Origin of the sequence: Delftia sp. SD018, from assembly GCF_017355445.1 — a bacterium.
In the GTDB taxonomy this organism is placed as follows: domain Bacteria; phylum Pseudomonadota; class Gammaproteobacteria; order Burkholderiales; family Burkholderiaceae_C; genus Comamonas; species Comamonas acidovorans.
The window spans coordinates 104,965-126,723 of record NZ_JADDRN010000001.1; the positions used below are offsets into that span (position 1 = coordinate 104,965).

Genomic DNA, 21,759 nt, shown 5'->3' on the forward strand with positions numbered 1-21,759 from the left:
TGTGCCTTCAGGCCAGGAAAGCCCGCACATGCTGCGCCATCACCTGCGGCTGGTCGCCCCAGATGGTGTGGCCGCACTCGCCAATCTCCACCAGTTCGGCCTGGGGAAAGGCGTCCAGCAGGCGCAGCGCATCGGGGCGGGACAGCACATGCGACTCGCTGCCGCGCAGGATAAGTACGGGCGCGCGCGTGGCGGCAATGTCGGCCGATTGGTCCACCGTGAGCGCCTCGAAGGTCTGCAGGATGGGGTCCAGTGCGTAGCGCCAGTGCAGCCGGCCGTCGTCGCCGACGCCCAGGTCGCCTTGCAGCGTGAAGCGGTGCACCTCGGGCGAGAACCGCCTGCGCTGGGGCAGGCTGTGCGAGAAGGCCAGGGCCTCGTCCCAGCCGGTGAAGCTGCGCGGGCGCGAGCGGTGCAGGGCCACGTACTGGTCTATGGCCTGTTGTGCGATGAGGCAGCTGGGATCGGACAGGACGAGGCGCTGCACGCGCTGCGGATGGCGAGCCGCAAAGGCCATGGCCACCTGGGTGCCCAGCGAGCTGCCGATGAGGCTGGCCTGCGCCAGGCCCAGCGCATCGAAGATGGCACGCAGATCGTCGGCATAGTCGGTGAGCGCATAGCCGCTGGCCGGCTTGTCGGACTGGCCGTGGCCGCGCATATCGATGGCGATCACGCGCCAGTGGGCCGAAAGGGCCGAGCCCAGCGCGCTCCAGGCCGATGCCTGCATGGACGTGCCGTGCAGGCAGACCAGGGCCGGTGCGTTGGGCTGGCCCCATTCGAGCGCATGAAAGCGCAGGCTGCCGGTGGCAATGGACAGCGGGCGCCCCTGTGTCCAGGACAGCGGCGCGGGCGCGCAGGCATCCTCGGACTCGGCGGCGGGAGCGGGTCGCGCGCGTCGCAGAGCCTCTTCGATGGCGCGGGCCGTGAACTGCGGGTTGTCGCCCCAGATCGAGTGGCCTGCATCGGGCACGTCCAGCATGTGCAGACCCCGCAGTTCGCGCTGCAGCCGCTGGACGGTGGGCGCGATGAGCACGTCGCTGTCGGCACCGCGCAGGATGGTGGTGGGCGCTTCGATGGCGCGCACGCTGTCCCACATGTCGCGCGCCGCGCAGCGCAGGGTCTCGATGGCGGCATCGCGGTCATAGCGCCATTCGAGCTGGCCATCGTCCAGCCTGCGCAGATCGCCCTGCAGCGTGCGCAGATGCACTTCGTCACTGAAGCGGCGACGCTGGGGCAGGGTGCGCGAGAAGGCCAGGGCGGCATCCATATCCGCAAACCGGCGCGGGCGTGACAAATGGGCCGAGACCATGTGCTCCGAGGCCTCGGTGGGCATCTCGAAGCTCAGGTCCAGCAGGGCCAGCGCCGCCACTTTGCGGGGATGGCGGGCCGCATACCACAGCGCCACGCGTGAGCCCAGCGACGAGCCGACCAGGCTGACGCGCTCCAGGCCAAGGCGGTCGATGAAGGCTTCCAGATCGGCGCCGTAGTGCTCCACCTGGTACTGGCCGCTGCCGGCGCGCTGCGAGTCACCATGCGAGCGCTGGTCCAGACCGATCAGCCGGTACTCGGGGCCCAGCGAGGCGGCCAGCCACGCCCAGACCCGCCCGTGCAGGGACGTGCCGTGCAGTGCGATCACCACATGGGGGCCATCGCCCCATTGCTCGTAGTGCAGGCGCAGGCCGTTGGCGTGGATGAAGCCGTCTCCGTGGTGGTCCAGGATGCTTGAAGTCATGGTGTTTTTTCTGAAGTGGGAATGCATGGGAAATCAATCGAGCTGTATGTGCGCCTGGCGTGCCACGGCCTGCCAGGCGGCGATCTCGCGCGCCAGCATCTGGCGCACGGCGTCGGGTGCGATGAAGACGGGCGTGAAGCCCAGCCGGGCAACGCTGTCCTGGAATTCGCGGGACGCCGAAAGCTGGCGCAGCGCTGCGGTCAGTTGCTCCAGCACGGGCGCAGGCGTGGCGGCCGGGGCGAACAGGCCCAGCCAGGTTCCCCGGTCGAAGGGAATGCCCGATTCGGCCAGCGTGGGCACCTGCGCAAACGTGGGATGGCGGTCGGGGCCTGCGATGGCGATCACGCGCAGCTTGCCGGCCTGCACCTGAGGTGCGGCTGAGAAGGCATCGGGAATGGCCAGGTCCAGCAGGCCGCCGGCCAGGTCGGTGACCGCAGGTGCGGCGCCCCGATAGGGGATGTGGCGCATGCCTATGCCCAGTGCATGGGCTATCACCTCGCCCGTGAGATGGCCGAAGGTGGCCTGTCCGCCGGTGCCGAAGCTCAGCTCGCCCCGTGTTTTGGCCAGCGCCTTCAGGTCCTGCACCGTATGGACGGGGCTGGAGGCCGGCACGGCAATGACCAGGCCGCCCTGCGCGAAGACCGCGATGGGCGCCAGGTCGCGCGTGGCGCTATAGGGCAGCTGGCTGCGCACGGCGGGCTGCACCGACAGCGTGGCTGCAATGCCCAGGGCCAGCGTGTGGCCGTCGGCCGGGCTCTTGATGACGCTGTCGATGCCGATCAGGCCGCCCGCGCCGGCCTTGTTCTCCACCACAATCTTGGCCGCCAGCGGCTTGGCAAGTGCCTCTGCCAGCAGGCGACCCGTGGAGTCCACCGAGCCGCCAGCCGATGTGGGAACCACGATGCGGATGACGCCGGACGGATAGGCGGGAGCGCTGTCCCGGGCCGTGGCGTTTGCAGCGGCCAGGGCGGCCAGGGCGCCGGCCAGGGCGCGGCGCCGGGTAATGACCGAGGAAGAAAAGGTCCAGGAAGGAAAGGGCGATGGCGCAGATGTATGCATGGGATGTCCTGTTTTCATGGGCTGCCAGGAGGGCGGGCGGCCGTGACCTCGACCTCGATGCGGTAGTCGGGGTGGAACAGCGCCGGCACCACCACGCCCGTGGATGACGGCCGTGCACTGCCCAGGTAGTGGCTGCGGATGCGGGCGTGGGTGGGCGCGTCACTGGCGTCGGTCAGGTAGGTGACCACGCGGCAGATGTGGGCGGGTGTCAGGTCCACGGCCTGCAGCGCCGTTGCGATGCGCTGCCAGACCAGCTCGGCCTGCTGCGCGAAGTCGGCGGGGATGCTGCCGTCCTCGCGCCGGGGCGTCTGGCCTGAAAGAAAGACCAGTGCGCTGCCTGCGGGCGCTTCGAGGATCTGCGAGTAGCTGCCCAGAGGCTCGCCCAGGGCGGGGGGATTGGTGGTGCGAAACGCGGAGGCGGGTGGTGTGCTCATCTCGTCCTGAGGGTCCGCGCCCCATGGCGCGGCGGACTTTCAGAATAGGAGCACAAGGCCGCGCCGCCCATTCGAAAGACGGCCTCGGGTGTTGCGCAAATCGGTTCACCCGGCTTGTGGTGCGCGGGTGGCCCGCAGGTCAGGCGCGCAGGGCCTGCAATGCCTGCTGGTTCTCGGGCAGCTCTGCGGCGGCGGCATCGCGCAGCGCTTCCAGCACGGTGCGCACGGCCGGCGATGCGCCCATGTTGGCGCGCACGGCGATGACGTGGGGGCCCAGCGGATTGCTCAGCGTGATCGGCAGTATGGACAGCTGCCTGCGCTGCGCGTAGCGCTGGGCCACCGTCTTTTGCATGAAGTTGAGAAAGCCGTACTGCTCCACCAGTTGCAGGTTGGCGGCCAGCGGCGTGGACGACTCCACCACGTTGGCGGGCATGCAGCCCACGCGGCCCAGGAACAGGGCCTGCACATGGGCGTGGAATGGGCCGCTGCCGTGGGGCAGGATCCAGGGGTCGTCAATGAGCTCGGCCAGCTTCACGCTGCGCGAGCGCGCGAACCGGTGGCTGCGTCCTGCGACCAGCACATAGTCCTCGTCGAAAAGCACGGACTGCTCCAGTCCAGCGGCATCGTCCCGGTCGGTGATGTGGCGGCACAGCGCGATGTCCAGGCTGCCCTCGCGCACGCGGTCCACCAGCGGCTTCTGGGGCAATTGCTCCAGCGAAATGCGCAGATGGGGCAGGCGCTTCTTGATTTCTCCGACGGCCTTGGGAAGCAGGCCAGTGGCAGGCGGCAGCAGCGAGCCCAGGCGCACCACGCCCTGCGAACCCGAGCGCAGGGCCTGGATTTCGGCATGGGCCTGCTGCACGTCGAACAGCACGCGGCGTGCATGCTGGATGAGGGCATTGCCGTACACCGTGGGAGCCATGCCCGAATGCGAGCGCTCGAACAGCTGCACGCCAAAGGCCGACTCCAGTTCGGCCATGGCGCGAGAGGCCGCCGGCTGGGTCAGGTGTGTCTGTGCGGCCGCCTTGCGCAGCGACTGCGATGCGCCCAGGGCATCGAGCAGCACGAGCTGGCGGAACTTGAGGCGAAACGGAAGAGTGGCGATCGTGGGCGGGGCGGGAAGGGTCATGGTGCGCCTTGGAATCCATGCAAGCGGGGCTGCTGGCAGGCTGGCTGGCGACTCCGGCTTGCACCGGAGACATGTTCCCCACCTGCTGCGGGAGGGGCCATGTTGGCCGCACAGCCCCTTCGCGTGAACGAAGCGATGCGCATGAGTTTGCTCGGACCTCGCATATGTGCAGTGCCTGCCCCATGCCATGCTGCAAGCGGGTGATCGCAAAGCTGCATGGGGTGATCCCCGCGTTCGATCACGGCAAAAGGGGCATGCGCTCCTAGACTTTGCGCATGCTCCTGGCGTGGTGAATTGCCGCGCTGCCTCTTCCGTCCTTTCTTACGGCCGTTCAGCGCTTTCGTCCGCACTGCCTGCACCCGTTGTACCGGCTTGTAGCCTCAATGCCCGTGGCCGCTGACCGTCTTCCCTCGCCCTGCGATCCCTCGCCCATGCCTGTCTCCTTCCCCCTGCTGTCCCGCCTGTGCCGCCTGGCGGCCCAGGCCCTGCCGACGATGCTGGGCATCGTCATCCTCAACTTCCTGCTGCTGCAGCTGGTTCCCGGCGACGCGGCGGATGTACTGGCCGCCGAGTCGGGCAGCGCCACGGCCGAGCTGATGGCGCAGTGGCGGGCACGCTTCGGGCTGGACCAGGGCCTGTTCACGCAGCTGGCCCACTATCTGCTGGGGCTGGCGCGGTTGGACCTGGGCGAGTCGCTGCGCTATCAGACCCCCGTGGCCGGGCTGATCGCCTCGCGTCTGCCGGGCACCTTGCAGCTGATGCTCTCGGCCTGGGCCATTGCACTGGCTGCGGGCATGGCTGCCGGCGTGGTCATGGCCAGTTGTGCGGGGCGCTGGCCCGACCGGCTGCTGTCGGCCGGGGTGCTGGTGCTGTATTCCATGCCGGGCTTCTGGGTCGGCCTGATGGCGGTGGTGGGCTTTGCCGTGCACCTGGGCTGGTTTCCCAGCGGCGGCAGCTTTTCTGCCGGGGCAGACCTGCAGGGCTGGTCTGCCTGGACGGACCGAGCCTGGCATCTGGCGCTGCCCGCGCTGGCACTGTCCACCTTCTTCGTGGCCATCTATGCGCGGCTGACGCGCGCCGCCATGCTGGAGATGGCCGGGCAGGACTTCGTGCGCACGGCGCGCGCCAAGGGCGTGGGGCCGGTGACCGTGCAGTTGCGCCATGTGCTGCGCAATGCCCTCATTCCCGTCACCACGGTGGCTGGCCTGCACATCGGCAACCTGCTGGGCGGCTCGGTGGTGATCGAAACCGTGTTCGGCTGGCCCGGCATGGGCAGCCTGGCGCTGGAGGCCGTGATGGCGCGCGACTTCCGATTGCTGCTGGGCGTCCTGCTGCTGGCCTCGCTGGTGGTCATCGTGGCCAATGTGCTGGTCGATCTGCTGCATGCGGCCATTGACCCGCGCATGTCCGTGGCATCCAGGGCCGCCACGGCGGCGGGAGGGTAGGGCCATGCCATCGCGCATTTCCCTGTCTGCCCTGCTGGGCCTGGCCATTCTTGCGCTGTTTGTCGTCACCGCCGCGCTGGCGGGCTGGCTCTACCCGGGTGATCCGCTGGATATGGCCGGTCCTGCATTGCTGTGGCCCCTGCAGGACCCCGCCTTTGCGCTGGGAACGGATGCGCTGGGACGTGATCTGGCAGCCCAGCTCGCCCATGGTGCCCGGGCCTCGCTGCAGGTGGGGGCCTGCGCGGCCCTGGTGGGACTGTCCATAGGCACGGTGGCCGGTGCCGTGGGCGGCTACTACGGCGGCTGGGCGGACAAGGCGCTCACGCGCCTGACCGAACTCTTCCAGACCACGCCGACCTTGCTCATGGCCGTGGTCATCGTCGCCATTGCAGGCCCGTCATCGCGCACGGTGGCCTTCGCCATCGGCCTGGCGTCGTGGCCGGGCTGCGCCCGCCTGGTACGGGCCCAGTTTCGCCAGTTGCGGGAGGCCGACTTTGTGCTGGCCGCGCGCAGCCAGGGCTTTGGCGATCTGCACATCATCTGCCGCGAAATCCTGCCCAATGCGCTGGCGCCCGTCATCGTCACCGCCTCGGCGATGGTGGCCAGCGCCATCCTGCTCGAATCCGCGCTGTCCTTCCTGGGCATAGGCGACCCCGAGGTGCTCAGTTGGGGCGGCATGATAGGCGCGGGCCGCGATGCGCTGCGCACCGACTGGTACCTGAGCACATTGCCCGGCGCTGCCATCTCGGTGGTGGTGCTGGCCCTGAACCTGGTGGGCGATGCGCTCAACGACCACCTCAACCCGCGCCTGCGCGGGCGCTGACGGCGGCCCCCCAATGGATATCACCCTGCTGTCCGCCCAGGACCTGGCCCGGCGGTTCGCCGCGCGTGAACTCTCCCCCGTGGAGGTGGCGGTTGCCACCTTCGAACGCATCGAGGCGATGCAGGCGCTGGACACGCCGTTGCGCCTGTTCACCTGGACCGGGCGCGATGCCGCACTGCAGGCCGCGCACCGCGCCGAGCGTGCCTGGCGCGAGCGGCGCGACAACCATCCGCTGTGCGGCGTGCCCTTTTCCGTCAAGGACTGCCTGGCCGTGCGGGCGGCACCGCGCACCCATGGATCGGCACTGTTCGGCGGACAGCTGTGCGCACACGACGATCCGGCGGTGGCGCGGCTGCGCGCTGCTGGCGCTGTCTTCGTCGGCATGAACAACATGCCCGAGTTCGGCCACCGGCCGACCAACCAGAACGCCCACTATGGCACCGCGCTCAACCCCTGGGACGCCCGCCGCACACCGGGTGGCTCCAGCGGCGGCAGTGCGGCCAGCGTGGCCGTGGGCGCCAGCACGCTGGCACTGGGCACGGACGCGGGCGGCTCGGTGCGCGTGCCGGCCGCCTGCTGCGGCGTGCTGGGCCTGAAGGCCACGCATGGCCTGATCCCCAGTGACGATCCGCCCGACGGCTTCGGCTCCCTGGGGCAGACCGGGCCGATGGCGCGTACCGTGCATGACCTGGCCACCGTGCTGCAGACCATTGCAGGCCCCCATGCCGGTGATCCCTGGTCTCAGGCCGCGCCGCCTGCCACGGGCCTGCGTGAAGCGGCCGAGGCTGGCCGCAGCCTGCGCGCCATTCCTGGCTTGCGCCTGCGCTGGTTGCCGTTCATGGCTGCCGGTGAAGGCGCCGAAGGGCTGGACGCGGAAGTGCGCGCGCTGTGCGAGCAGGCACTGACCAGGCTGGCCGGTGCAGGGGCGGGTGTGGAAGAGGGGCACGTGGACCTCGGCGCTTCCAGCGCCATCCTCGGGGCTGTGGCTGCGGCCGTGAACCAGCACCGCTTCGGCGACCTGCTGCGCGAGCACGCTGCCGCACTGCCTCCCACATTCCGCCAACGCCTGCAGGCCGGTGCACGGCTGGGCCGGGAGCCCTTGCTGCAGGGACTGCACGGGCGCACGGCCATGTTCCGGCAGGTGCAGGCGCTGTTCGAGCAGGCCGATGTGGTGGCCACGCCCACGCTGTCGGCCCCGGCCGTGCTGGCCGAGGCCGAACCATCGGCCGATCTGATCATCGACGGACAGGCCTGGGGCCCGCTGCGCACGGCCTGGATACACCACTGTCATCCCTTCAACCTCAGCGGCCATCCTGCCCTGACCGTGCCGGTGGGCTGGACGCGCGCCGGCCTGCCCGTGGGCCTGCAACTGGTCGGCCCCTGGCATGGCGAGCTGCGGCTGCTGCAGCTGGCCGCCGCGCTGGAATGCCTGGCTCCCTGGGCGCAGCAGCGCCCGCCCTGTGTGGCCCCTGGGTGAACCCCGTGCGCATCCCTGTTTCCTTACCTGTCTGACTGGAGTGTCTATGTCTGTTGTCCACGGCATGCCGCGCCGGGGCTTTCTGGCCCTGGCCGGCCCTGGCCTGCTGTTTCCCTGGTGCGCCCGCGCCCAGGACTCTTCCTCCCTGCCCTTACCCCCACCGGTGCGGGGCGGCACGCTCACCGTCATCGGCGCCGAGCCGCCGGCCCTGCTATCGCTGGCGAACATCACCGTGGGCACGCGTGACATCTCGGCCAAGATCACCGAAGGGCTGCTGCGCTTTGACGACCGCTTTGCGCCGCAGCCGCTGCTGGCCACGGCATGGTCGGTCTCGGCCGACGGCCGGCGCTACCGCTTCACGCTGCGCCGGAATGTGCGCTGGCATGACGGCCAGCCCTTTACCTCGGCCGACGTGGCCTTTTCCCTGCAGGAGCTGCAGCGTGTGAATCCGCGCGGGCGTGGCACGCTGGCCCAGCTGGAGCGGGTGGAGACGCCGGATGCGCACACGGCCGTGCTGCACCTGAAGGCGCCTGCGCCCTATCTGCTGCGCTCGCTGTCATCGGCCGAGTCGCCCATCGTGCCGCGCCATCTCCATGCCCAGGGCCCGGAGGCGGCAGCGCGCAACGCGGCCGCGCCCGTGGGCACGGGGCCGTTCCGTTTCAGGCAATGGGTGCGCGGCTCGCATGCCGAGCTGGAGCGCAACCCCGATTACTGGGACGTGGGACTGCCCTATCTGGACCGCCTCATCTACCGCTTTTCGGCAGATCCTGCGGCCATTGCCGCTGCGCTGGAGACGGGGGCCGCAGACTTCAGCACCTCCGTATCGCTCAACGATATCGCCCGGCTGTCAAAACATCCGCGCCTGCATGCACAGGCTCTGCCCAGTGCCTACCTGAACAACATCGCGGCCGTGGAGTTCAATCTCGGCAATCCGCATTTCTCCCATGCCCAGGTGCGCCGTGCCGTGGCCCACGCGCTCAACCTGGACTTTCTCAACAAGGCCGCTTACCAGGGCCTGGCCCAGCCGCTGGCCACGCCCGTGCCACCCGCGCTGGCGCCCTGGCATGACGCCACGCTGCGGCCCTATGCCCACGATGTGGACCGCGCCAACGCGCTGCTGGACCAGGCAGGCTTTGCCCGGGGCCAGGGCGGGCGGCGCTTCTCGGTCACGCTGGACTACTTTCCCACCGCCACGCTCAAGCTGGTGGCCGATTACGTGAAGGCGGCGCTGTCGCGGGTGGGCATCCATGTCACCGTGCGCAGCCAGGACCTGGGTGGCTTTGTGCAGCGCGTGTACAAGCAGCGCGATTTCGACTTCGAGGTCAACGGTCTGGGCGCCCTGTTCGACCCCACTGCGGGCGTGCAGCGCCTGTATGCCTCGGCCGATGCGGGCAAGGGCATTCCCTTTGTCAATGCCTCGGGCTTTCGCAATGCGCAGGCCGACGACTTGCTGGCGCAGGCCGCGCTGGAGACCGACGAGACGCGTCGCACCGCGCTGTGGCATCGCCTGCAGAAGATCGCCATGGACGAGCTGCCGCTGCTGCCCCTGGTCAGCGTGCCGCGCGGCAACGTGTGGAGCCGCCGTGTGCACGGGCTGCTGGAGGGCGTGGAGGAATCTGCCGGCAGCTTCTCCCGTGCCTGGGTGGAGCCCAAGGCGCCGTGATCCCAAACACGCATCGCGTGATCCCCAGCTTCGAATAGTCGAAACCACAGGCGCTGCCTAGACTGGATTTCAAGGGGCAGGACGTTGCGCAGGCGGCGGGTGCCGCGATCCGCTGCAACCCGCCACGGCCCACCGCAACCCCTGCCCCGGCCCGATCTTTCAACGCTTTCCAGAGCACTTTCAGTCAAAGGATTCCCGGTCCATGTACGGCAAGACATTTTTCATCGGCGTGGCCACCGCAGGCACGCTGGCCTCGGCAGTGCCGGCGTTTGCCCAGGCGGATGCAGACACCCAGGAGGCCGCAGGCGGCGGACGCTCGCAGGTCACCCTCTACGGTGCGGTGGACCTGGGCATGGAGCGCGCCAGCAATGGGCAGTCGCATGTGGGTCGGCTCAGCTCGGGGCTGCAGACGGTGTCGCGCTTCGGCTTTCGCGGCAGCGAGGACCTGGGCGGCGGGCTCAGGGCCAGCTTCCGCCTGGAATCGGCCATCAATGCCGATGAAGGCACACAGAACAATGCCTCCAAGTTCTTCGGGCGCTGGGTGCATGTGGGCCTGTCCGGGCCCTGGGGCGCCATCGACATGGGGCGCATGTGGTCGCCGACCTTCGTTGTCGGGCTGACCTCCGATCCGCTGGCGCGCAACCGCACCTCGCTGGGCTGGAACATGTTCCTGCAGCAGACGGGCGCGACATCGACGGCTTTCACGCCGGGCTTTCAGGACAACTCCTTGCGCTACACCAGCCCGCGCGTGGGCGGTGTCTGGAGCGAGGCCATGGTCACGGCGGGCGAGGCCGGTAACAGCTCCGGGCGCGGCCTGGGCTTCAACCTGCAGTATGCGCAGGGCCCGGTCTATCTGGGCTACGGCTACCAGCGCAACTACAACGGTACGGCGGCGGCGCCTGTGGCCCAGCCCCGTTTCAGTGAATCGCACTTTCTGGGCGCCACCTACCGGCTGGGCGATGTCACGCTGTATGCCACCTTCAACCGCAATCTGTCGCAGTTGCCGGGGGTGCCGGCCAGCAGCAACGGCATGCTGTCGGCACGCTGGAACGTGCAGGGGCCGCACGCGCTGATCGCACAACTGGCGCAGCGGCGCGTCAGCGGTACGGACAGCCGGGCCACCGGTCTGCAACTTGGCTACAACTACGCGCTGTCCAAACGCACCACGCTCTATGCCCGCTATGCGCGCGTGAACAACGAAGGGGCTTCCGCCATCACCCTCAACGGCCTGGCCCTCGCCGGCGCAGGCGCCGATCCCTCGTTCACGGCCATCGGCGTGTCCCATCTGTTCTGAGCATCAGGCGTTCCCGGCTGCCCCTGCGCCCAGCAGGTCCCTGAACGCCTGCGCGGCGGGCGCCAGCGGCCGGCCGCGCGGGCGCACCACGCCCACGCTGCGGGCCACGGCCGGCTCCACCAGGGGAATGCCCACCAGGCCCGGGCGCATGGCCAGGCGCGGCACCACGCCCACGCCCACACCGGCCTGCACCAGGCTCAACAGGGCTGGCACATGGCGCACCTCGCAGCTCCAGCGCACGCGCGCCGCGGTGGTGCCCAGCGCCTGGTCGATCAGCATGCGGTTGCCGCTGCCCGGCGCCAGCATCACGCAGTCATGCCCGTCCAGTTCAGCCCATTGCAGCCTGCGCCGGCGCGCCAGCGGGTGGTCGCTGCGGCAGGCCAGCACGAAGGGCTCCGACAGCAGGGGCTCGAAATCCAGGTCCGGCTCCTGCGTGCCCAGGTAGCTGATGCCGAAGTCGGCCTCGCCCCGGGCCACGGCCAGCAGGATGTCGGGCGCGCTCTGGTCCAGCAGCCGCACGCGGATACGCGGGAACTGCTGGTGGAAGGCACGCACGGTGCCGGCCAGGAAATGCTCCACGGCCGATGGAATGCAGGCGATGGAGACCAGGCCGTGGATGCGCTCGGACAGCTCGCCCATGCCCAGCAGCGCGCTCTCCAGTTCGGCCAGCACATGGCGTGCGCGCGGCAGGAAGCTGCGCCCCATGGCATTGAGTTCCACCTTGCGCGTGGTGCGCTCGAACAGGCGAAAGGCCAGCGCCTGCTCCAGCTTGTCCACGCGGCGCGACAGCGCGGGCTGGGAAAGATGCAGCGCCTCGGCCGCCGCGCGAAAGCTGCCCAGGTCGGCAACGGAGACAAAGGCACGCAGGTCGGCCAGGTCGAAATTCATGCGCAGATCGGTTCAATCAAAAGGATTTTTGCAATTTACAGCATGAGTGCGTGCGGTAAACATTCAAGGCATGCGGTGACCGGGTCCGGTGCGCCGCTCCCGAAGACCAAGAACCGGAGACACCGATGCCCCCCTTTCTTCTGCTGCGCGCCACGCTGGCGGCCTTGTTGACCCTGCCGCTGGCCACCCTGGCCCAGCCGTCCTACCCGGCGCGCGCCATCACCCTGGTCGTTCCCTTTGCGCCCGGTGGCGGCACCGACAGCATTGCGCGCGACATCGCCAAGAACCTGGGCGAGCGCCTGGGCCAGCCCGTGGTGGTGGACAACCGGGGCGGTGCCGGCGGCGCCATTGGCGCAGCTGCCGTGGCCAAGGCGCCGGCCGATGGCTACACGCTGCTGTTCGCCACCTCCACCTTCATCACCAATGCCGCCGTGGAGGCCAAGCTGTCCTACGACCCGCTCAAGGACTTCGCGCCCGTGGCCATGATCGGCCGGGGGCCGCTGCTGCTGGTGGCCTCGCGCCAGGTGGGCGCCACCAGCGTGGCCCAGCTGGTGGCGGCGGCCAGGGCGCAGCCGCAGGGGCTGAACTATTGCTCGGCTGGCAACGGCAGCATCAACCACCTGGCCGGCGAGATGTTCCGCCAGCGCGCAGGACTGGAGCTCACGCATGTGCCCTTCAAGGGCAGCGGCCCGGCCACGGTGGAGCTGCTGGCCGGCCGCGTGGACCTGTTCTTTGCCACCGTGCCCACCATCCTGGCCCAGGTGCGCGAGGGCAAGCTGCCGCTGCTGGCCGTCACCAGCGCGCGGCGCTCGCCGCTGTTTCCCGACACGCCCACGGTGGCCGAGGCAGGCCTGCCCGGCTTCGAGGTCGGCACCTGGTGGGGCGTGCTGGCGCCGGGCAAGACGCCCAAAGCCATCGTCGATGCGCTCAACCGCGCCGTCAACGAAGCCGCCGCCGCCGAACCCATGCCCGGCCGACTGGAGCACGAAGGCGCCAGCGCCGTGCGCCTGACGCCGGCCGCCTTCGGCGAGGAGCTGCGCAAGGAACTGGCGCTGTGGCGCGGCATTGCCGCCAAATCAGGGCTGCAGCACAAATGACGGCAGGGGCGCCGGCCGGTGTCCCTTCATCACACCCCTCCCCCAACACCTCTCAACACAGTCTGGAAAACGCTTCATGAAAATCATTGTTCTGCCCGGCGACGGCATCGGCCCGGAAACCATGGCGGCCACCGTGCAGGTGCTGCAGGCCGCATCCCGGCGCTTCGGCCTGGGCCTGGTGCTGGAGCACGATGTGGCCGGCCACGAAAGCCTGCGCCGCCACGGCGCTACGGTTACGCCCGCCCTGCTCGACAAGGTGCGGGCCGCCGACGGCCTGATGCTCGGCCCCATGGCCACCTACGACTTCAAGGACGAGGCCAGGGGCGAGATCAACCCCTCCAAGTTCTTCCGCAAGGAGCTGGACCTGTACGCCAACATCCGCCCCGCGCGCACCTATCCGGGCATGGAGCAGAAGGTGGGCGCGTTCGATCTGGTGGTGGTGCGCGAGAACACCGAGGGCTTTTACGCGGACCGCAACGTGGAGTCGGGCGGCAGCGAGATGCTGATCACGCCCGATGTCGTGGTCTCGCTGCGCCGCATCACGCGCCTGTGCTGCGAGCGCATCGCGCGCAGCGCCTTCGAGCTGGCCATGGCGCGCCGCCGCCACGTGAGCATCGTGCACAAGGCCAATGTGCTCAAGCTGGGCGACGGCATGTTCATCGACGTCTGCCACGAAGTGGCGCGCGACTTCCCCGAGGTGCAGGTCGATGACTTCATCGTGGACGCCATGATGGCCCACGTGGTCCGGGCGCCGCAGCGCTTCGACGTGATCGTCACGACCAACATGTTCGGCGACATCCTGTCGGACCTGACGGCCGAGCTGTCGGGCAGCCTGGGCCTGGGCGGCTCGGTGAATGCGGGCCGGGACCACGCCATGGGCCAAGCCGCACATGGCTCGGCGCCTGACATTGCGGGGCAGGACATTGCCAACCCGTTCTCGCTGATCCTGTCGGCCGGCCAGCTGCTGGGCTGGCATGGCCAGCGCCGGGGACTGCAGGCCTTCGAGGCGGCGGCGCACGCCATCGAGGAGGCCGTTGTGGCCGCCATCCAGGCGGGCGAGTGCACGCGCGACGTGGGCGGCCGCCTGGGCACGGCCGCCACGGGCGACGCCTTTGCAAGACGCCTGGGCTGAGCCCGGGGCTCAACCCCGCCTGCGCGCCGCCAGCCCCTGCACCACGGCCGCCAGCCGGTCGATTTCCTCGGTGGTGTTGTAGAAGGCCAGCGAGGGCCGCACCGTGGTCTCCACGCCGAAGCGCCGCAGGATGGGCTGGGCGCAGTGGTGGCCGGTGCGCACGGCGATGCCTTCGGCGTTGAGCGCCTCGCCCACCTCGGCCGTGGTCCAGCCCTTGAGCACGAAGGACAGCACGCTGGCCTTGTCGGCTGCCGTGCCGATCAGGCGCAGGCCGGGGATGGGCGCCAGCGCCTGCGTGCCGTACTGCAGCAGATCGTGCTCGTAGCGCGCGATGCGCTCCATGCCCAGGGCCTGCACGTAGTCGATGGCGGCGCCCAGGCCCACGGCGTCGGCAATGTTGCCGGTGCCGGCCTCGAAGGTGTTGGGCAGGGGCTGGTAGACGGTTTTCTCGAAGGTCACGTCGGCAATCATGTTGCCGCCGCCCTGCCAGGGCGGCATGTCCTCCAGCACCTCGCGCCGTCCCCAGACCACGCCGATGCCCGTGGGGCCGAAGACCTTGTGGCCCGAGAACACGAAGAAGTCCGCACCGATGGCCTGCACGTCCACGGCCATGTGCGAGACCGACTGCGCGCCATCGACCAGGGCCCGGGCGCCCGCCTGGTGGGCCAGCTCCACGATCTGCTGCACGGGCACGACCGTGCCCAGCGCGTTGGAGACCTGGGTGACGGAGACGATCTTGGTGCGCGGGTTCAGCAGCCTGCGGTATTCATCGATGAGCACCTGGCCCGAGTCGTCCACCGGGATCACGCGGATCTTCGCGCCCTTGGCGGCCGCCAGCTGCTGCCAGGGCACGATGTTGGCGTGGTGCTCCAGGTGGGAGACGATGATCTCGTCGCCCTCGCCCACATGCTGCCAGCCCCAGCTCTTGGCCACGAGATTGATGGCCTCGGTGGTGCCGCGCACGAAGATGACCTCGTTCACGTCGGGCGCGTTGATGAAGCGGCGCACGCGCTCGCGCGCGCCCTCGTAGGCGTCGGTGGCGCGCGCGGCCAGTTCATGCGCGGCGCGGTGGATGTTGGAGTTCTCGTGCTCGTAGAAGTGGCGGATGCGCTCTATCACCGCGCGCGGCTTGTGCGTGGTGGCCGCGTTGTCCAGCCAGGCCAGCGGACGGCCGTTGACGCGCTCTGACAGGATGGGAAAGTCCCGGCGCACGGCATGCACGTCGAAGGGCGCCTGCACGCCGGCCGCTCCATGCCTTGCCCCGTGCGAAGCCTGCTGGCGCTGCAGCGGATGGGCCGGTGTGGTGTAGCCGGAGGGCAGCACCACGGGATCGACAAAGTAAAAGCGCGGCTCGGCCGAAGGCACGGTGGACGCAATGCCGGGCCCTTCGGTGGGCACGCCGATGCGCGGCACGGCGGGTGACGCAGGTGCAGCAGGTGCAGCAGGTGCCGTGAACGGGAGCGCGGCCAGCGCATCCAGCGGATCGCCCTGGCGCTGGGGCACGCCCAGCACCTGCGATCCCAGGCGCGGCTCGTAGGCGGGCAGGGCGCTCACGACATGGTCGGGCACGCCGTTGCCGGCCTGGGCATGGGGCAGCAGCGCGGGTGCGCGGTGGGCCAGCGAGGCCAGCGGCGCGGGCGAGGCCGGCAGCAGGTTGCTGCCCGGCGCCAGGCCCTGCGGGATGGGCGTGCCCGGCACGCCGGGGCCCAGGCCCGCGGGGCTGGCCAGCGGCGAGCCGGGCGGCGCCACGTTCACGGGGGCCTGCACGCCAGCAGGCAGACCGGGAAGACCCGGCAGGGCAGGAGCCGATCCCGGTGCGGCGGAGAACAGGGCGTTGGCCATGCGCGCCAGCGCCTCGGGGTCGAAGGGCGCCTGGGGCGCCACGGAGGTGATTGCAGACACGGTCAACGCCCGGCCTCTTTACTTGTAGGTGTCGGGATAGTCGTGGTACTTGCCGATCTCGACATCGTCGAGCACGGCCAGCGCGTCGGGCGTGAGCACGGCCAGCGAGCAGTACAGCGAGATCAGGTAGGACGCGATGGCATGGTTGTTGATGCCCATGAAGCGCACCGACAGGCCCGGGCTCTGCTCGCCCGGCAGGCCGGGCTGGTACAGGCCGACCACGCCCTGGCGCTTGTCGCCCACGCGCAGCAGCAGGATCTTGCTCTTGCCATCGGCCACGGGCACCTTGTCCGAGGGGATCAGCGGAATGCCGCGCCAGGTGATGAACTGCGAGCCGAACAGGCTGACCGTGGGCGGCGGCGTGCCGCGGCGCGTGGCCTCGCGGCCGAAGGCGGCAATGGCCAGCGGATGGGTCAGGAAGAAGGCGGGCTCCTTCCAGACCTTGGTCAGCAGCTCGTCCAGGTCGTCGGGCGTGGGCGCGCCGGTCAGCGGGAAGATGCGCTGCTCGTCCGTGACCTGGGCCAGCAGGCCGTAGTCGGGGTTGTTGATCAGCTCGCTTTCCTGGTTCTCCTTGATGGTCTCAATGGTCAGGCGCAGCTGTTCCTTGATCTGGTCATGCGGGCTGCTGTAGAGGTCGGAGATGCGCGTGTGCACATCCAGGATGGTGGAGACGGCGTTGAGGAAGTACTCGCGCGGCTGCTCCTCGTAGTCCACATAGGTGCGCGGCAGCTGGTTGTCTTCCTGCTTGGCCGTGCAGGTGACCTTGATGGCCTCCGGGTTCTTGACGCGGTTGAGGCGGTAGATGCCGGCCTCCACCGGCGACCATTGCAGCAGGTGCGTCAGCCAGCGCGGGCTGATGGTCGAAAGCTGGGGAACGGTTTTGGTTGCGTTGGCCAGTTGCCGCGCGGCGTTGTCGCCTAGCGCGGTCGTGCCGCCCACTGTTGCCGACATGTGCAGACTCCGTGATCAGTTCAGGAAAAAGGGAAGGGGAAGGAGGGAAAACAGGGCCAGTGTCCCGGCCCGCGCACATGTCTTCAACATGCTATAGCCGCCAAGCGCAGGCCGCGCACCAACTGGTCGTGGGCCACGGTTTCGCCGCGCATGACCAGGGCCGAGGGCTGCACGCCCAGCGAGACGGCCAGCTTCTCCACGGTCAGCAGCGAGGCGATGACGCGGCCGCGCTCTATCTCTCCCACGTAGGAGCGGTTCAGGTCCGAGTGCTCGGCCAGCCGCTCCTGCGACCAGCCATGGGCCTCGCGCGCCTGGCGCACGGCAATGCCGAAGCTGGTGACAAGACGGGTGCTCATAGGGCCACCTCCCGGGGCTGCTGCGCGTGCTCGCGCGCATGGGCCTGGGTGACGTGGGCGCCGGGCGGCACGTCCTCGGTCACCCAGACATTGCCGCCGATGACGGCGCCGCGCCCCAGCGTGACGCGGCCCAGGATGGTGGCGCCCGCATAGATGACCACGTCGTCCTCCACCACCGGATGGCGCGCCAGGCCCTTGCGCAGGTGGCCGTGCTCGTCGGTGGGAAAGCGCTTGGCGCCCAGGGTGACGGCCTGGTACAGCCGCACGCGCTCGCCGATCACGGCGGTCTCGCCGATCACCACGCCCGTGCCGTGGTCCATGAAAAAGCCCCGCCCGATCTTCGCGCCCGGGTGAATGTCGATGCCCGTCTGCGCATGCGACAGCTCGGCCACGATGCGCGCCAGCAGCGGCTGCTCCAGCAGGTACAGCTGGTGGGCCAGGCGGTGGTGGATCATGGCCAGCACGCCCGGATAGCACAGCAGCACCTCGTCCACGCTGCGCGCGGCGGGATCGCCCTGGAAGGCGGCCAGCACGTCGCTGTCGAGCAGGCGGCGGATCTGGGGCAGGGACTCGGCAAAGGCGCGGGCGATGTCCAGCGCCATGGCGTCGGCGCCCGCTGCCGTGTGGGGCGCGGACAGCCGCAGCTCCAGCCGTATCTGGCCCAGCAGCGCATGCAGGGCCGAGTCCAGCTGGTGGGCCACGAAGATGTCCTCGCTTTCCTGGCGCAGGTCGTGCGGTCCCAGGCGCATGGGAAACAGGGCTGCCTTGAGCTGGTCGATGAGGGTGGAAAGCGCGTCGCGCGAGGGAAACTCGCGCGCCCCGGGCTCCTGGGTGCGGCCGTGTGCCTCGCGCCATTCGCGGCGCGCCGCATGCAGGTTCTGGGTGAGTCCGGCAATGTCGAAACTGGCCATCTGCGTGCTCCTTCAGTCTTGAATCCAGGGCAGGCCGTGGAAGCGCCAGCCGTCGTTTTTGCCGCGCTGCTGACGCGCGTCGATCTCGCCCTCGAAGCCTTCGAGCACGTTGAACACATGGGCGAACCCGGCCTGGGCCGCCACCTGGGCCGCCAGCACCGAGCGCTTGCCGCTGCGGCACAGCAGCAGGGCCACGGCCTCCTTGCCGCCGTGCGGGGCCAGGCGCGCTTCCAGCTCGCGGGCAAAGCGCGGGTTGCGCGTCAGCGCCGTGCCCGTGGCCCAGGGCACGTGCAGGGTATCGGGCACCTGCCCGACGAACTTGCGTTCCTCGGCCGTGCGCACATCGACCAGCACGGCCTGGCCGGCCTGCACCAGCGCCCAGGCCACGGGCGGGCGCACGCCGCCTGCGTGGCCCAGCCCCTGTGCGTGGGCGTGGTCCTGTGCCTCCTGCAGCGCCCGGGGCAAGGCGGTTTCCAAAGTGAGGGCTGTCATGTTGTCGTCCTTGCGGAGAATTCGCGGGTTGGTGGCTATAGGCACCAATCTAAGAACTTCGCGGCAAGCCACCAACGAACAAGAGCGGCGTTTGATAGAAGCAAAACGTCTATGAAGGCGCCGCGTGGCGCCATGCACGGTTCGGGCGATCAGGCTATCAGCAGCCGCTGCAGCATCCACAGGTTCAGCGACACCACCAGGGCCGCGCAGCCCCACAGCACCGCCGACATCCTGGGGCCAAAGGCCAGCTCGCCCAGCGTCTTGCGCCGCGTGGTGAACAGCAGCAGCGGCACGATGGCAAACGGCAATTGCAGGCTCAGCACCACCTGGCTGAACACCAGCAGGGCGCTGGCGCCGGTGCTGCCGTACCAGGCGGTGGCCACCACGGCGGGCACGATGGCGATGCAGCGCGTCAGCAGGGCGCGCAGCGCAGGCGACAGGCGGATCTGCAAGAAACCTTCCATCACGATCTGCCCGGCCAGCGTGCCCGTGACCGAGGAACTCAGCCCCGAGGCCAGCAGCGCCACGCCGAACACCGCGCTGGCGATGCCCACGCCCAGCAGCGGCGACAGCAGGTGGTAGGCGTCCGACAGCTCGGTCACCGGCGCCTGGCCGGGCCGGTTGAACGCGCCGGCCGCCACCACCAGGATGGCGGCGTTCACGAACAGCGCCAGCCCCAGCGCCACCGTGGAGTCCAGCGTGGCCAGGCGGATGGCCTGGCGCGTGCCCTGGGGCGTGGTGTCATGCCGGCGTGTCTGCACGATGGACGAATGCAGGTACAGGTTGTGCGGCATCACCGTGGCCCCCACGATGCCCACGGCCAGGTACAGCATCTGCGGATTGGCCACGATCTCCATGCCCGGCAGCAGGCCGCGCAGCACGGCCGCCACGGGCGGCTGCAGCCACACCAGCTGGGCGGCAAAGCACAGGCCGATCACGGCCACCAGGGCGATCACCACCGACTCCAGGCAGCGAAAGCCCCGGCTTTGCAGCGCCAGGATCAGCATCACATCCACCACCGTGATGCACACCCCGGCCACCAGCGGCAGGCCGAACAGCAGGTTCAGGCCGATGGCCATGCCCAGCACCTCGGCCAGGTTGCAGGCCACGATGGCGATCTCGCAGAAGAACCACAGCACCAGGTTGATGCGCGGTGAAAACTGCGCGCGGCAGGCCTGGGCCAGGTCCCGCCCGCTGGCCAGGCCCAGGCGCACGGCCGCCGCCTGGAACAGCATGGCCATCAGGTTGGAGGCAAAGATCACCGCCAGCAGCGAGTAGCCGAACTGCGAGCCGCCCGCGATGGAAGTGGCCCAGTTGCCCGGGTCCATGTAGCCCACGGCCACCATGTAGCCGGGCCCGGCAAACGCCAGCACGCGGCGCGCGTTGTCCGAGCGGCTGTCGCCGCGCGGCACGGCGATGCTGCGATGCACCTGCGACAGGCTGGGCGTGCCCGCGTGGCCGTGGTCCGGCTCGATGGCGCCGAAGCGGCCCTGTTCGGCCGCAAGCACGGTGTCGTTCATGGGGGCCTTTCCGCCGGCGGGGGCACGCGGTTGCAGGGGCATGCCTATCGGGTGGTCGGCGGCAGGCCGCTGGCGGGCGCAATGGCTGCGGCGGCGGGTGCGGCATCAGTGCCTGCGCCGCGCCACAGCGCCACGAGGTCTCCGGTCACGATGACCGCGCCGGCCAGCAGAATCAGGCTGCCCACGCAGCGGCGCGCCACGGTGGCAGGTTTCAGGCGCCGCGGCGTGCGGCCCGGAGTGCGGGGGGTGGATGAGGAAGGCAGAAGGGACATCATGGCAACTCCTTGGCAGGGGAACGCTTGTCTCGGGCCAGCCCCGGGGAAGCCCGCCTGCCCCGGCCGGTGCGGGGCAGGCGGGCGGTCCGCGTCAGGCGTAGGCGCTGCTCATCACCAGCGAGCCGTTCACGCCGGCCGGGAAGAAGCCGCCCTTGGTCGCCGTGTCCTTGGTCAGGTACACGATGTTCAGCACGTCGCCCGGCGAGCGGCTGAAAGCGATGCCGTTGGAATCCAGCGGCACGATGTTGGACGTGGTGGCGTCCCCCGTGATGCCCTGGTCCACGTCGGTGGAGCCATCCAGGCTGTCGCGCGCATCCGAGATGGCGCCGGCCGCCGTGCGCAGCGCGGGCGTGGCCAGTCCCTTGGCGTACAGCACCGTGCGCACCAGACCTGCGTGGTAGGCCTCGGCGGCCAGGATGCCGGCGGCTGCCTCCAGATAGGTCTTGTTGGTGATCAGCGGCGATGCGCCCTTGTAGGCGGTGACGCCCACGTCCTCGAAGATGAAGGCCCCCAGCAGGAAGTTCTCGTCACTCGCATAGGGATCGAAGGCCATGCCCGCGCCCACCAGCCCGGCCGCTCGCGCGGCCACCGAGAAGGCTCCGTTCGGGTCGGTTCCGCCGATGTCGATCTGCGGCTGCGCCACCGCGGCCGAGCCCAGCGCCGCTCGCAGGAAGGCCACGTGGGCGATCTCGTCCTGGGCGATCTCCTTGGCGTACTGCGCCACCACGGGGTCCTTGAAGGCCACGGCACGGCCGCCCGTGATGGCGCCCTGCGTGCCCACGCCCGACTGCAGGTTGGCGGGCAGGCCGGTGCCGAACACCGCGTAGTGATAGAACTGCGACTCCAGATACTCCAGGTTGAGGGCGAAGTTCAGGATCTCCGCATCCGTGGGCCCGTTGGCCTGCGCATTCGCATCGCCCCCGCCGCCGCCGCAGGCGGACAGGATCACCCCGCCCGCCATGCCTACGGCCACGCCGCTGGTCTTGCGGAAGAACTGGCGCCTGTCCTCCAGCTTCTTGGCACGTTTTTGCAAAACCCCGATCAACACTGATTCGTCAGACATGATGGTTCCTCTCGGTTCGCGGCAGGCGCGAACGGTCAACGTGAAGAATGCGCCTCCGGCCGAAAGCACACGGGTGTGGCGAAAGCGCGTTCCACTGAAGAGGTGGCCACCTGCTCCAG

At 69.6% G+C, this 21,759-nt stretch carries 20 protein-coding genes; 7 read left to right on the forward strand and 13 right to left on the reverse strand.

Features of this window, described 5'->3' with window-relative positions:
• Positions 1-7: 7 nt before the first annotated feature.
• From INR38_RS00505 to INR38_RS00520, 4 genes are all read right to left on the reverse strand, one after another.
• Positions 8-1,729, reverse strand: coding sequence for an alpha/beta hydrolase (locus INR38_RS00505; RefSeq protein ID WP_207442428.1), 1,722 nt, complete (start codon positions 1,727-1,729; stop codon positions 8-10).
• Between the two features lie 33 nt (positions 1,730-1,762).
• Positions 1,763-2,788 (reverse strand): tripartite tricarboxylate transporter substrate binding protein, encoded by a 1,026-nt coding sequence (locus INR38_RS00510; protein ID WP_192368327.1) that lies wholly within the window; start codon positions 2,786-2,788, stop codon positions 1,763-1,765.
• A gap of 14 nt (positions 2,789-2,802) precedes the next feature.
• Entirely contained in the window at positions 2,803-3,222 is a 420-nt protein-coding gene (locus INR38_RS00515) for a RidA family protein (RefSeq protein WP_097201306.1), read from the reverse strand.
• Positions 3,223-3,361: 139 nt separating this feature from the next.
• Positions 3,362-4,351 carry a LysR family transcriptional regulator gene (locus INR38_RS00520; RefSeq protein ID WP_063328428.1) on the reverse strand — a complete coding sequence of 330 codons (990 nt, stop codon included), beginning with the start codon at positions 4,349-4,351 and terminating at the stop codon, positions 3,362-3,364.
• Positions 4,352-4,782: 431 nt separating this feature from the next.
• On the opposite strand from INR38_RS00520, the gene INR38_RS00525 reads away from it, so the two are divergent.
• From INR38_RS00525 to INR38_RS00545, 5 genes are all read left to right on the forward strand, one after another.
• Complete coding sequence (locus INR38_RS00525) at positions 4,783-5,796, forward strand: ABC transporter permease (protein WP_207442427.1); 1,014 nt, start codon at positions 4,783-4,785, stop codon at positions 5,794-5,796.
• A 4-nt stretch (positions 5,797-5,800) separates the two neighbouring features.
• Positions 5,801-6,619, forward strand: coding sequence for an ABC transporter permease (locus INR38_RS00530; RefSeq protein ID WP_063328427.1), 819 nt, complete (start codon positions 5,801-5,803; stop codon positions 6,617-6,619).
• 13 nt (positions 6,620-6,632) lie between these two features.
• Positions 6,633-8,096 (forward strand): amidase, encoded by a 1,464-nt coding sequence (locus INR38_RS00535; protein WP_199962237.1) that lies wholly within the window; start codon positions 6,633-6,635, stop codon positions 8,094-8,096.
• Positions 8,097-8,142: 46 nt separating this feature from the next.
• Positions 8,143-9,759: an ABC transporter substrate-binding protein gene (locus INR38_RS00540; RefSeq protein ID WP_192368331.1), complete on the forward strand. Its 1,617-nt coding sequence runs from the start codon at positions 8,143-8,145 to the stop codon at positions 9,757-9,759.
• Between the two features lie 202 nt (positions 9,760-9,961).
• Positions 9,962-11,053 (forward strand): porin, encoded by a 1,092-nt coding sequence (locus INR38_RS00545; protein WP_063328424.1) that lies wholly within the window; start codon positions 9,962-9,964, stop codon positions 11,051-11,053.
• A 3-nt stretch (positions 11,054-11,056) separates the two neighbouring features.
• On the opposite strand, the gene INR38_RS00550 is transcribed toward INR38_RS00545, so the two are convergent.
• Complete coding sequence (locus INR38_RS00550) at positions 11,057-11,941, reverse strand: LysR family transcriptional regulator (RefSeq protein ID WP_207442426.1); 885 nt, start codon at positions 11,939-11,941, stop codon at positions 11,057-11,059.
• 125 nt (positions 11,942-12,066) lie between these two features.
• On the opposite strand from INR38_RS00550, the gene INR38_RS00555 reads away from it, so the two are divergent.
• Entirely contained in the window at positions 12,067-13,038 is a 972-nt protein-coding gene (locus tag INR38_RS00555) for a tripartite tricarboxylate transporter substrate binding protein (protein ID WP_207442425.1), read from the forward strand.
• A 76-nt stretch (positions 13,039-13,114) separates the two neighbouring features.
• Positions 13,115-14,170, forward strand: coding sequence for an isocitrate/isopropylmalate family dehydrogenase (locus INR38_RS00560; RefSeq protein WP_063328421.1), 1,056 nt, complete (start codon positions 13,115-13,117; stop codon positions 14,168-14,170).
• Positions 14,171-14,179: 9 nt separating this feature from the next.
• On the opposite strand, the gene INR38_RS00565 is transcribed toward INR38_RS00560, so the two are convergent.
• The 8 genes from INR38_RS00565 to INR38_RS00600 all read right to left on the reverse strand — a co-directional run bounded on the left by INR38_RS00565 (position 14,180) and on the right by INR38_RS00600 (position 21,640).
• Entirely contained in the window at positions 14,180-16,078 is a 1,899-nt protein-coding gene (locus INR38_RS00565; RefSeq protein WP_207442424.1) for a family 2A encapsulin nanocompartment cargo protein cysteine desulfurase, read from the reverse strand.
• A gap of 12 nt (positions 16,079-16,090) precedes the next feature.
• Entirely contained in the window at positions 16,091-17,023 is a 933-nt protein-coding gene (locus INR38_RS00570) for a family 2A encapsulin nanocompartment shell protein (RefSeq protein WP_013800566.1), read from the reverse strand.
• Positions 17,024-17,106: 83 nt separating this feature from the next.
• Complete coding sequence (locus INR38_RS00575; RefSeq protein ID WP_012207587.1) at positions 17,107-17,379, reverse strand: helix-turn-helix transcriptional regulator; 273 nt, start codon at positions 17,377-17,379, stop codon at positions 17,107-17,109.
• Complete coding sequence (gene epsC, locus INR38_RS00580; protein ID WP_013800567.1) at positions 17,376-18,290, reverse strand: serine O-acetyltransferase EpsC; 915 nt, start codon at positions 18,288-18,290, stop codon at positions 17,376-17,378. Before epsC ends, INR38_RS00575 begins: the two co-directional genes overlap by 4 nt.
• A gap of 12 nt (positions 18,291-18,302) precedes the next feature.
• Complete coding sequence (locus tag INR38_RS00585) at positions 18,303-18,782, reverse strand: rhodanese-like domain-containing protein (RefSeq protein ID WP_207442423.1); 480 nt, start codon at positions 18,780-18,782, stop codon at positions 18,303-18,305.
• A 149-nt stretch (positions 18,783-18,931) separates the two neighbouring features.
• Positions 18,932-20,302: an Nramp family divalent metal transporter gene (locus INR38_RS00590; RefSeq protein ID WP_207442422.1), complete on the reverse strand. Its 1,371-nt coding sequence runs from the start codon at positions 20,300-20,302 to the stop codon at positions 18,932-18,934.
• Between the two features lie 44 nt (positions 20,303-20,346).
• On the reverse strand, positions 20,347-20,574 hold the full coding sequence (locus INR38_RS00595) for a hypothetical protein (protein WP_242698923.1): 228 nt from the start codon (positions 20,572-20,574) through the stop codon (positions 20,347-20,349).
• Between the two features lie 94 nt (positions 20,575-20,668).
• Entirely contained in the window at positions 20,669-21,640 is a 972-nt protein-coding gene (locus INR38_RS00600; RefSeq protein WP_207442420.1) for a ferritin-like domain-containing protein, read from the reverse strand.
• Between the last annotated feature and the right edge of the window lie 119 nt (positions 21,641-21,759).

Bases quoted from the DNA above. Each gene is read 5' to 3' on its own strand.
- INR38_RS00505 (WP_207442428.1), bottom strand. From the start codon at position 1,729: ATGACTTCAAGCATCCTGGACCACCACGGAGACGGCTTCATCCACGCC.
- INR38_RS00510 (WP_192368327.1), bottom strand. From the start codon at position 2,788: ATGCATACATCTGCGCCATCGCCCTTTCCTTCCTGGACCTTTTCTTCC.
- INR38_RS00515 (WP_097201306.1), bottom strand. From the start codon at position 3,222: ATGAGCACACCACCCGCCTCCGCGTTTCGCACCACCAATCCCCCCGCC.
- INR38_RS00520 (WP_063328428.1), bottom strand. From the start codon at position 4,351: ATGACCCTTCCCGCCCCGCCCACGATCGCCACTCTTCCGTTTCGCCTC.
- INR38_RS00525 (WP_207442427.1), top strand. From the start codon at position 4,783: ATGCCTGTCTCCTTCCCCCTGCTGTCCCGCCTGTGCCGCCTGGCGGCC.
- INR38_RS00530 (WP_063328427.1), top strand. From the start codon at position 5,801: ATGCCATCGCGCATTTCCCTGTCTGCCCTGCTGGGCCTGGCCATTCTT.
- INR38_RS00535 (WP_199962237.1), top strand. From the start codon at position 6,633: ATGGATATCACCCTGCTGTCCGCCCAGGACCTGGCCCGGCGGTTCGCC.
- INR38_RS00540 (WP_192368331.1), top strand. From the start codon at position 8,143: ATGTCTGTTGTCCACGGCATGCCGCGCCGGGGCTTTCTGGCCCTGGCC.
- INR38_RS00545 (WP_063328424.1), top strand. From the start codon at position 9,962: ATGTACGGCAAGACATTTTTCATCGGCGTGGCCACCGCAGGCACGCTG.
- INR38_RS00550 (WP_207442426.1), bottom strand. From the start codon at position 11,941: ATGAATTTCGACCTGGCCGACCTGCGTGCCTTTGTCTCCGTTGCCGAC.
- INR38_RS00555 (WP_207442425.1), top strand. From the start codon at position 12,067: ATGCCCCCCTTTCTTCTGCTGCGCGCCACGCTGGCGGCCTTGTTGACC.
- INR38_RS00560 (WP_063328421.1), top strand. From the start codon at position 13,115: ATGAAAATCATTGTTCTGCCCGGCGACGGCATCGGCCCGGAAACCATG.
- INR38_RS00570 (WP_013800566.1), bottom strand. From the start codon at position 17,023: ATGTCGGCAACAGTGGGCGGCACGACCGCGCTAGGCGACAACGCCGCG.
- INR38_RS00575 (WP_012207587.1), bottom strand. From the start codon at position 17,379: ATGAGCACCCGTCTTGTCACCAGCTTCGGCATTGCCGTGCGCCAGGCG.
- epsC (WP_013800567.1), bottom strand. From the start codon at position 18,290: ATGGCCAGTTTCGACATTGCCGGACTCACCCAGAACCTGCATGCGGCG.
- INR38_RS00585 (WP_207442423.1), bottom strand. From the start codon at position 18,782: ATGACAGCCCTCACTTTGGAAACCGCCTTGCCCCGGGCGCTGCAGGAG.
- INR38_RS00590 (WP_207442422.1), bottom strand. From the start codon at position 20,302: ATGAACGACACCGTGCTTGCGGCCGAACAGGGCCGCTTCGGCGCCATC.
- INR38_RS00595 (WP_242698923.1), bottom strand. From the start codon at position 20,574: ATGTCCCTTCTGCCTTCCTCATCCACCCCCCGCACTCCGGGCCGCACG.
- INR38_RS00600 (WP_207442420.1), bottom strand. From the start codon at position 21,640: ATGTCTGACGAATCAGTGTTGATCGGGGTTTTGCAAAAACGTGCCAAG.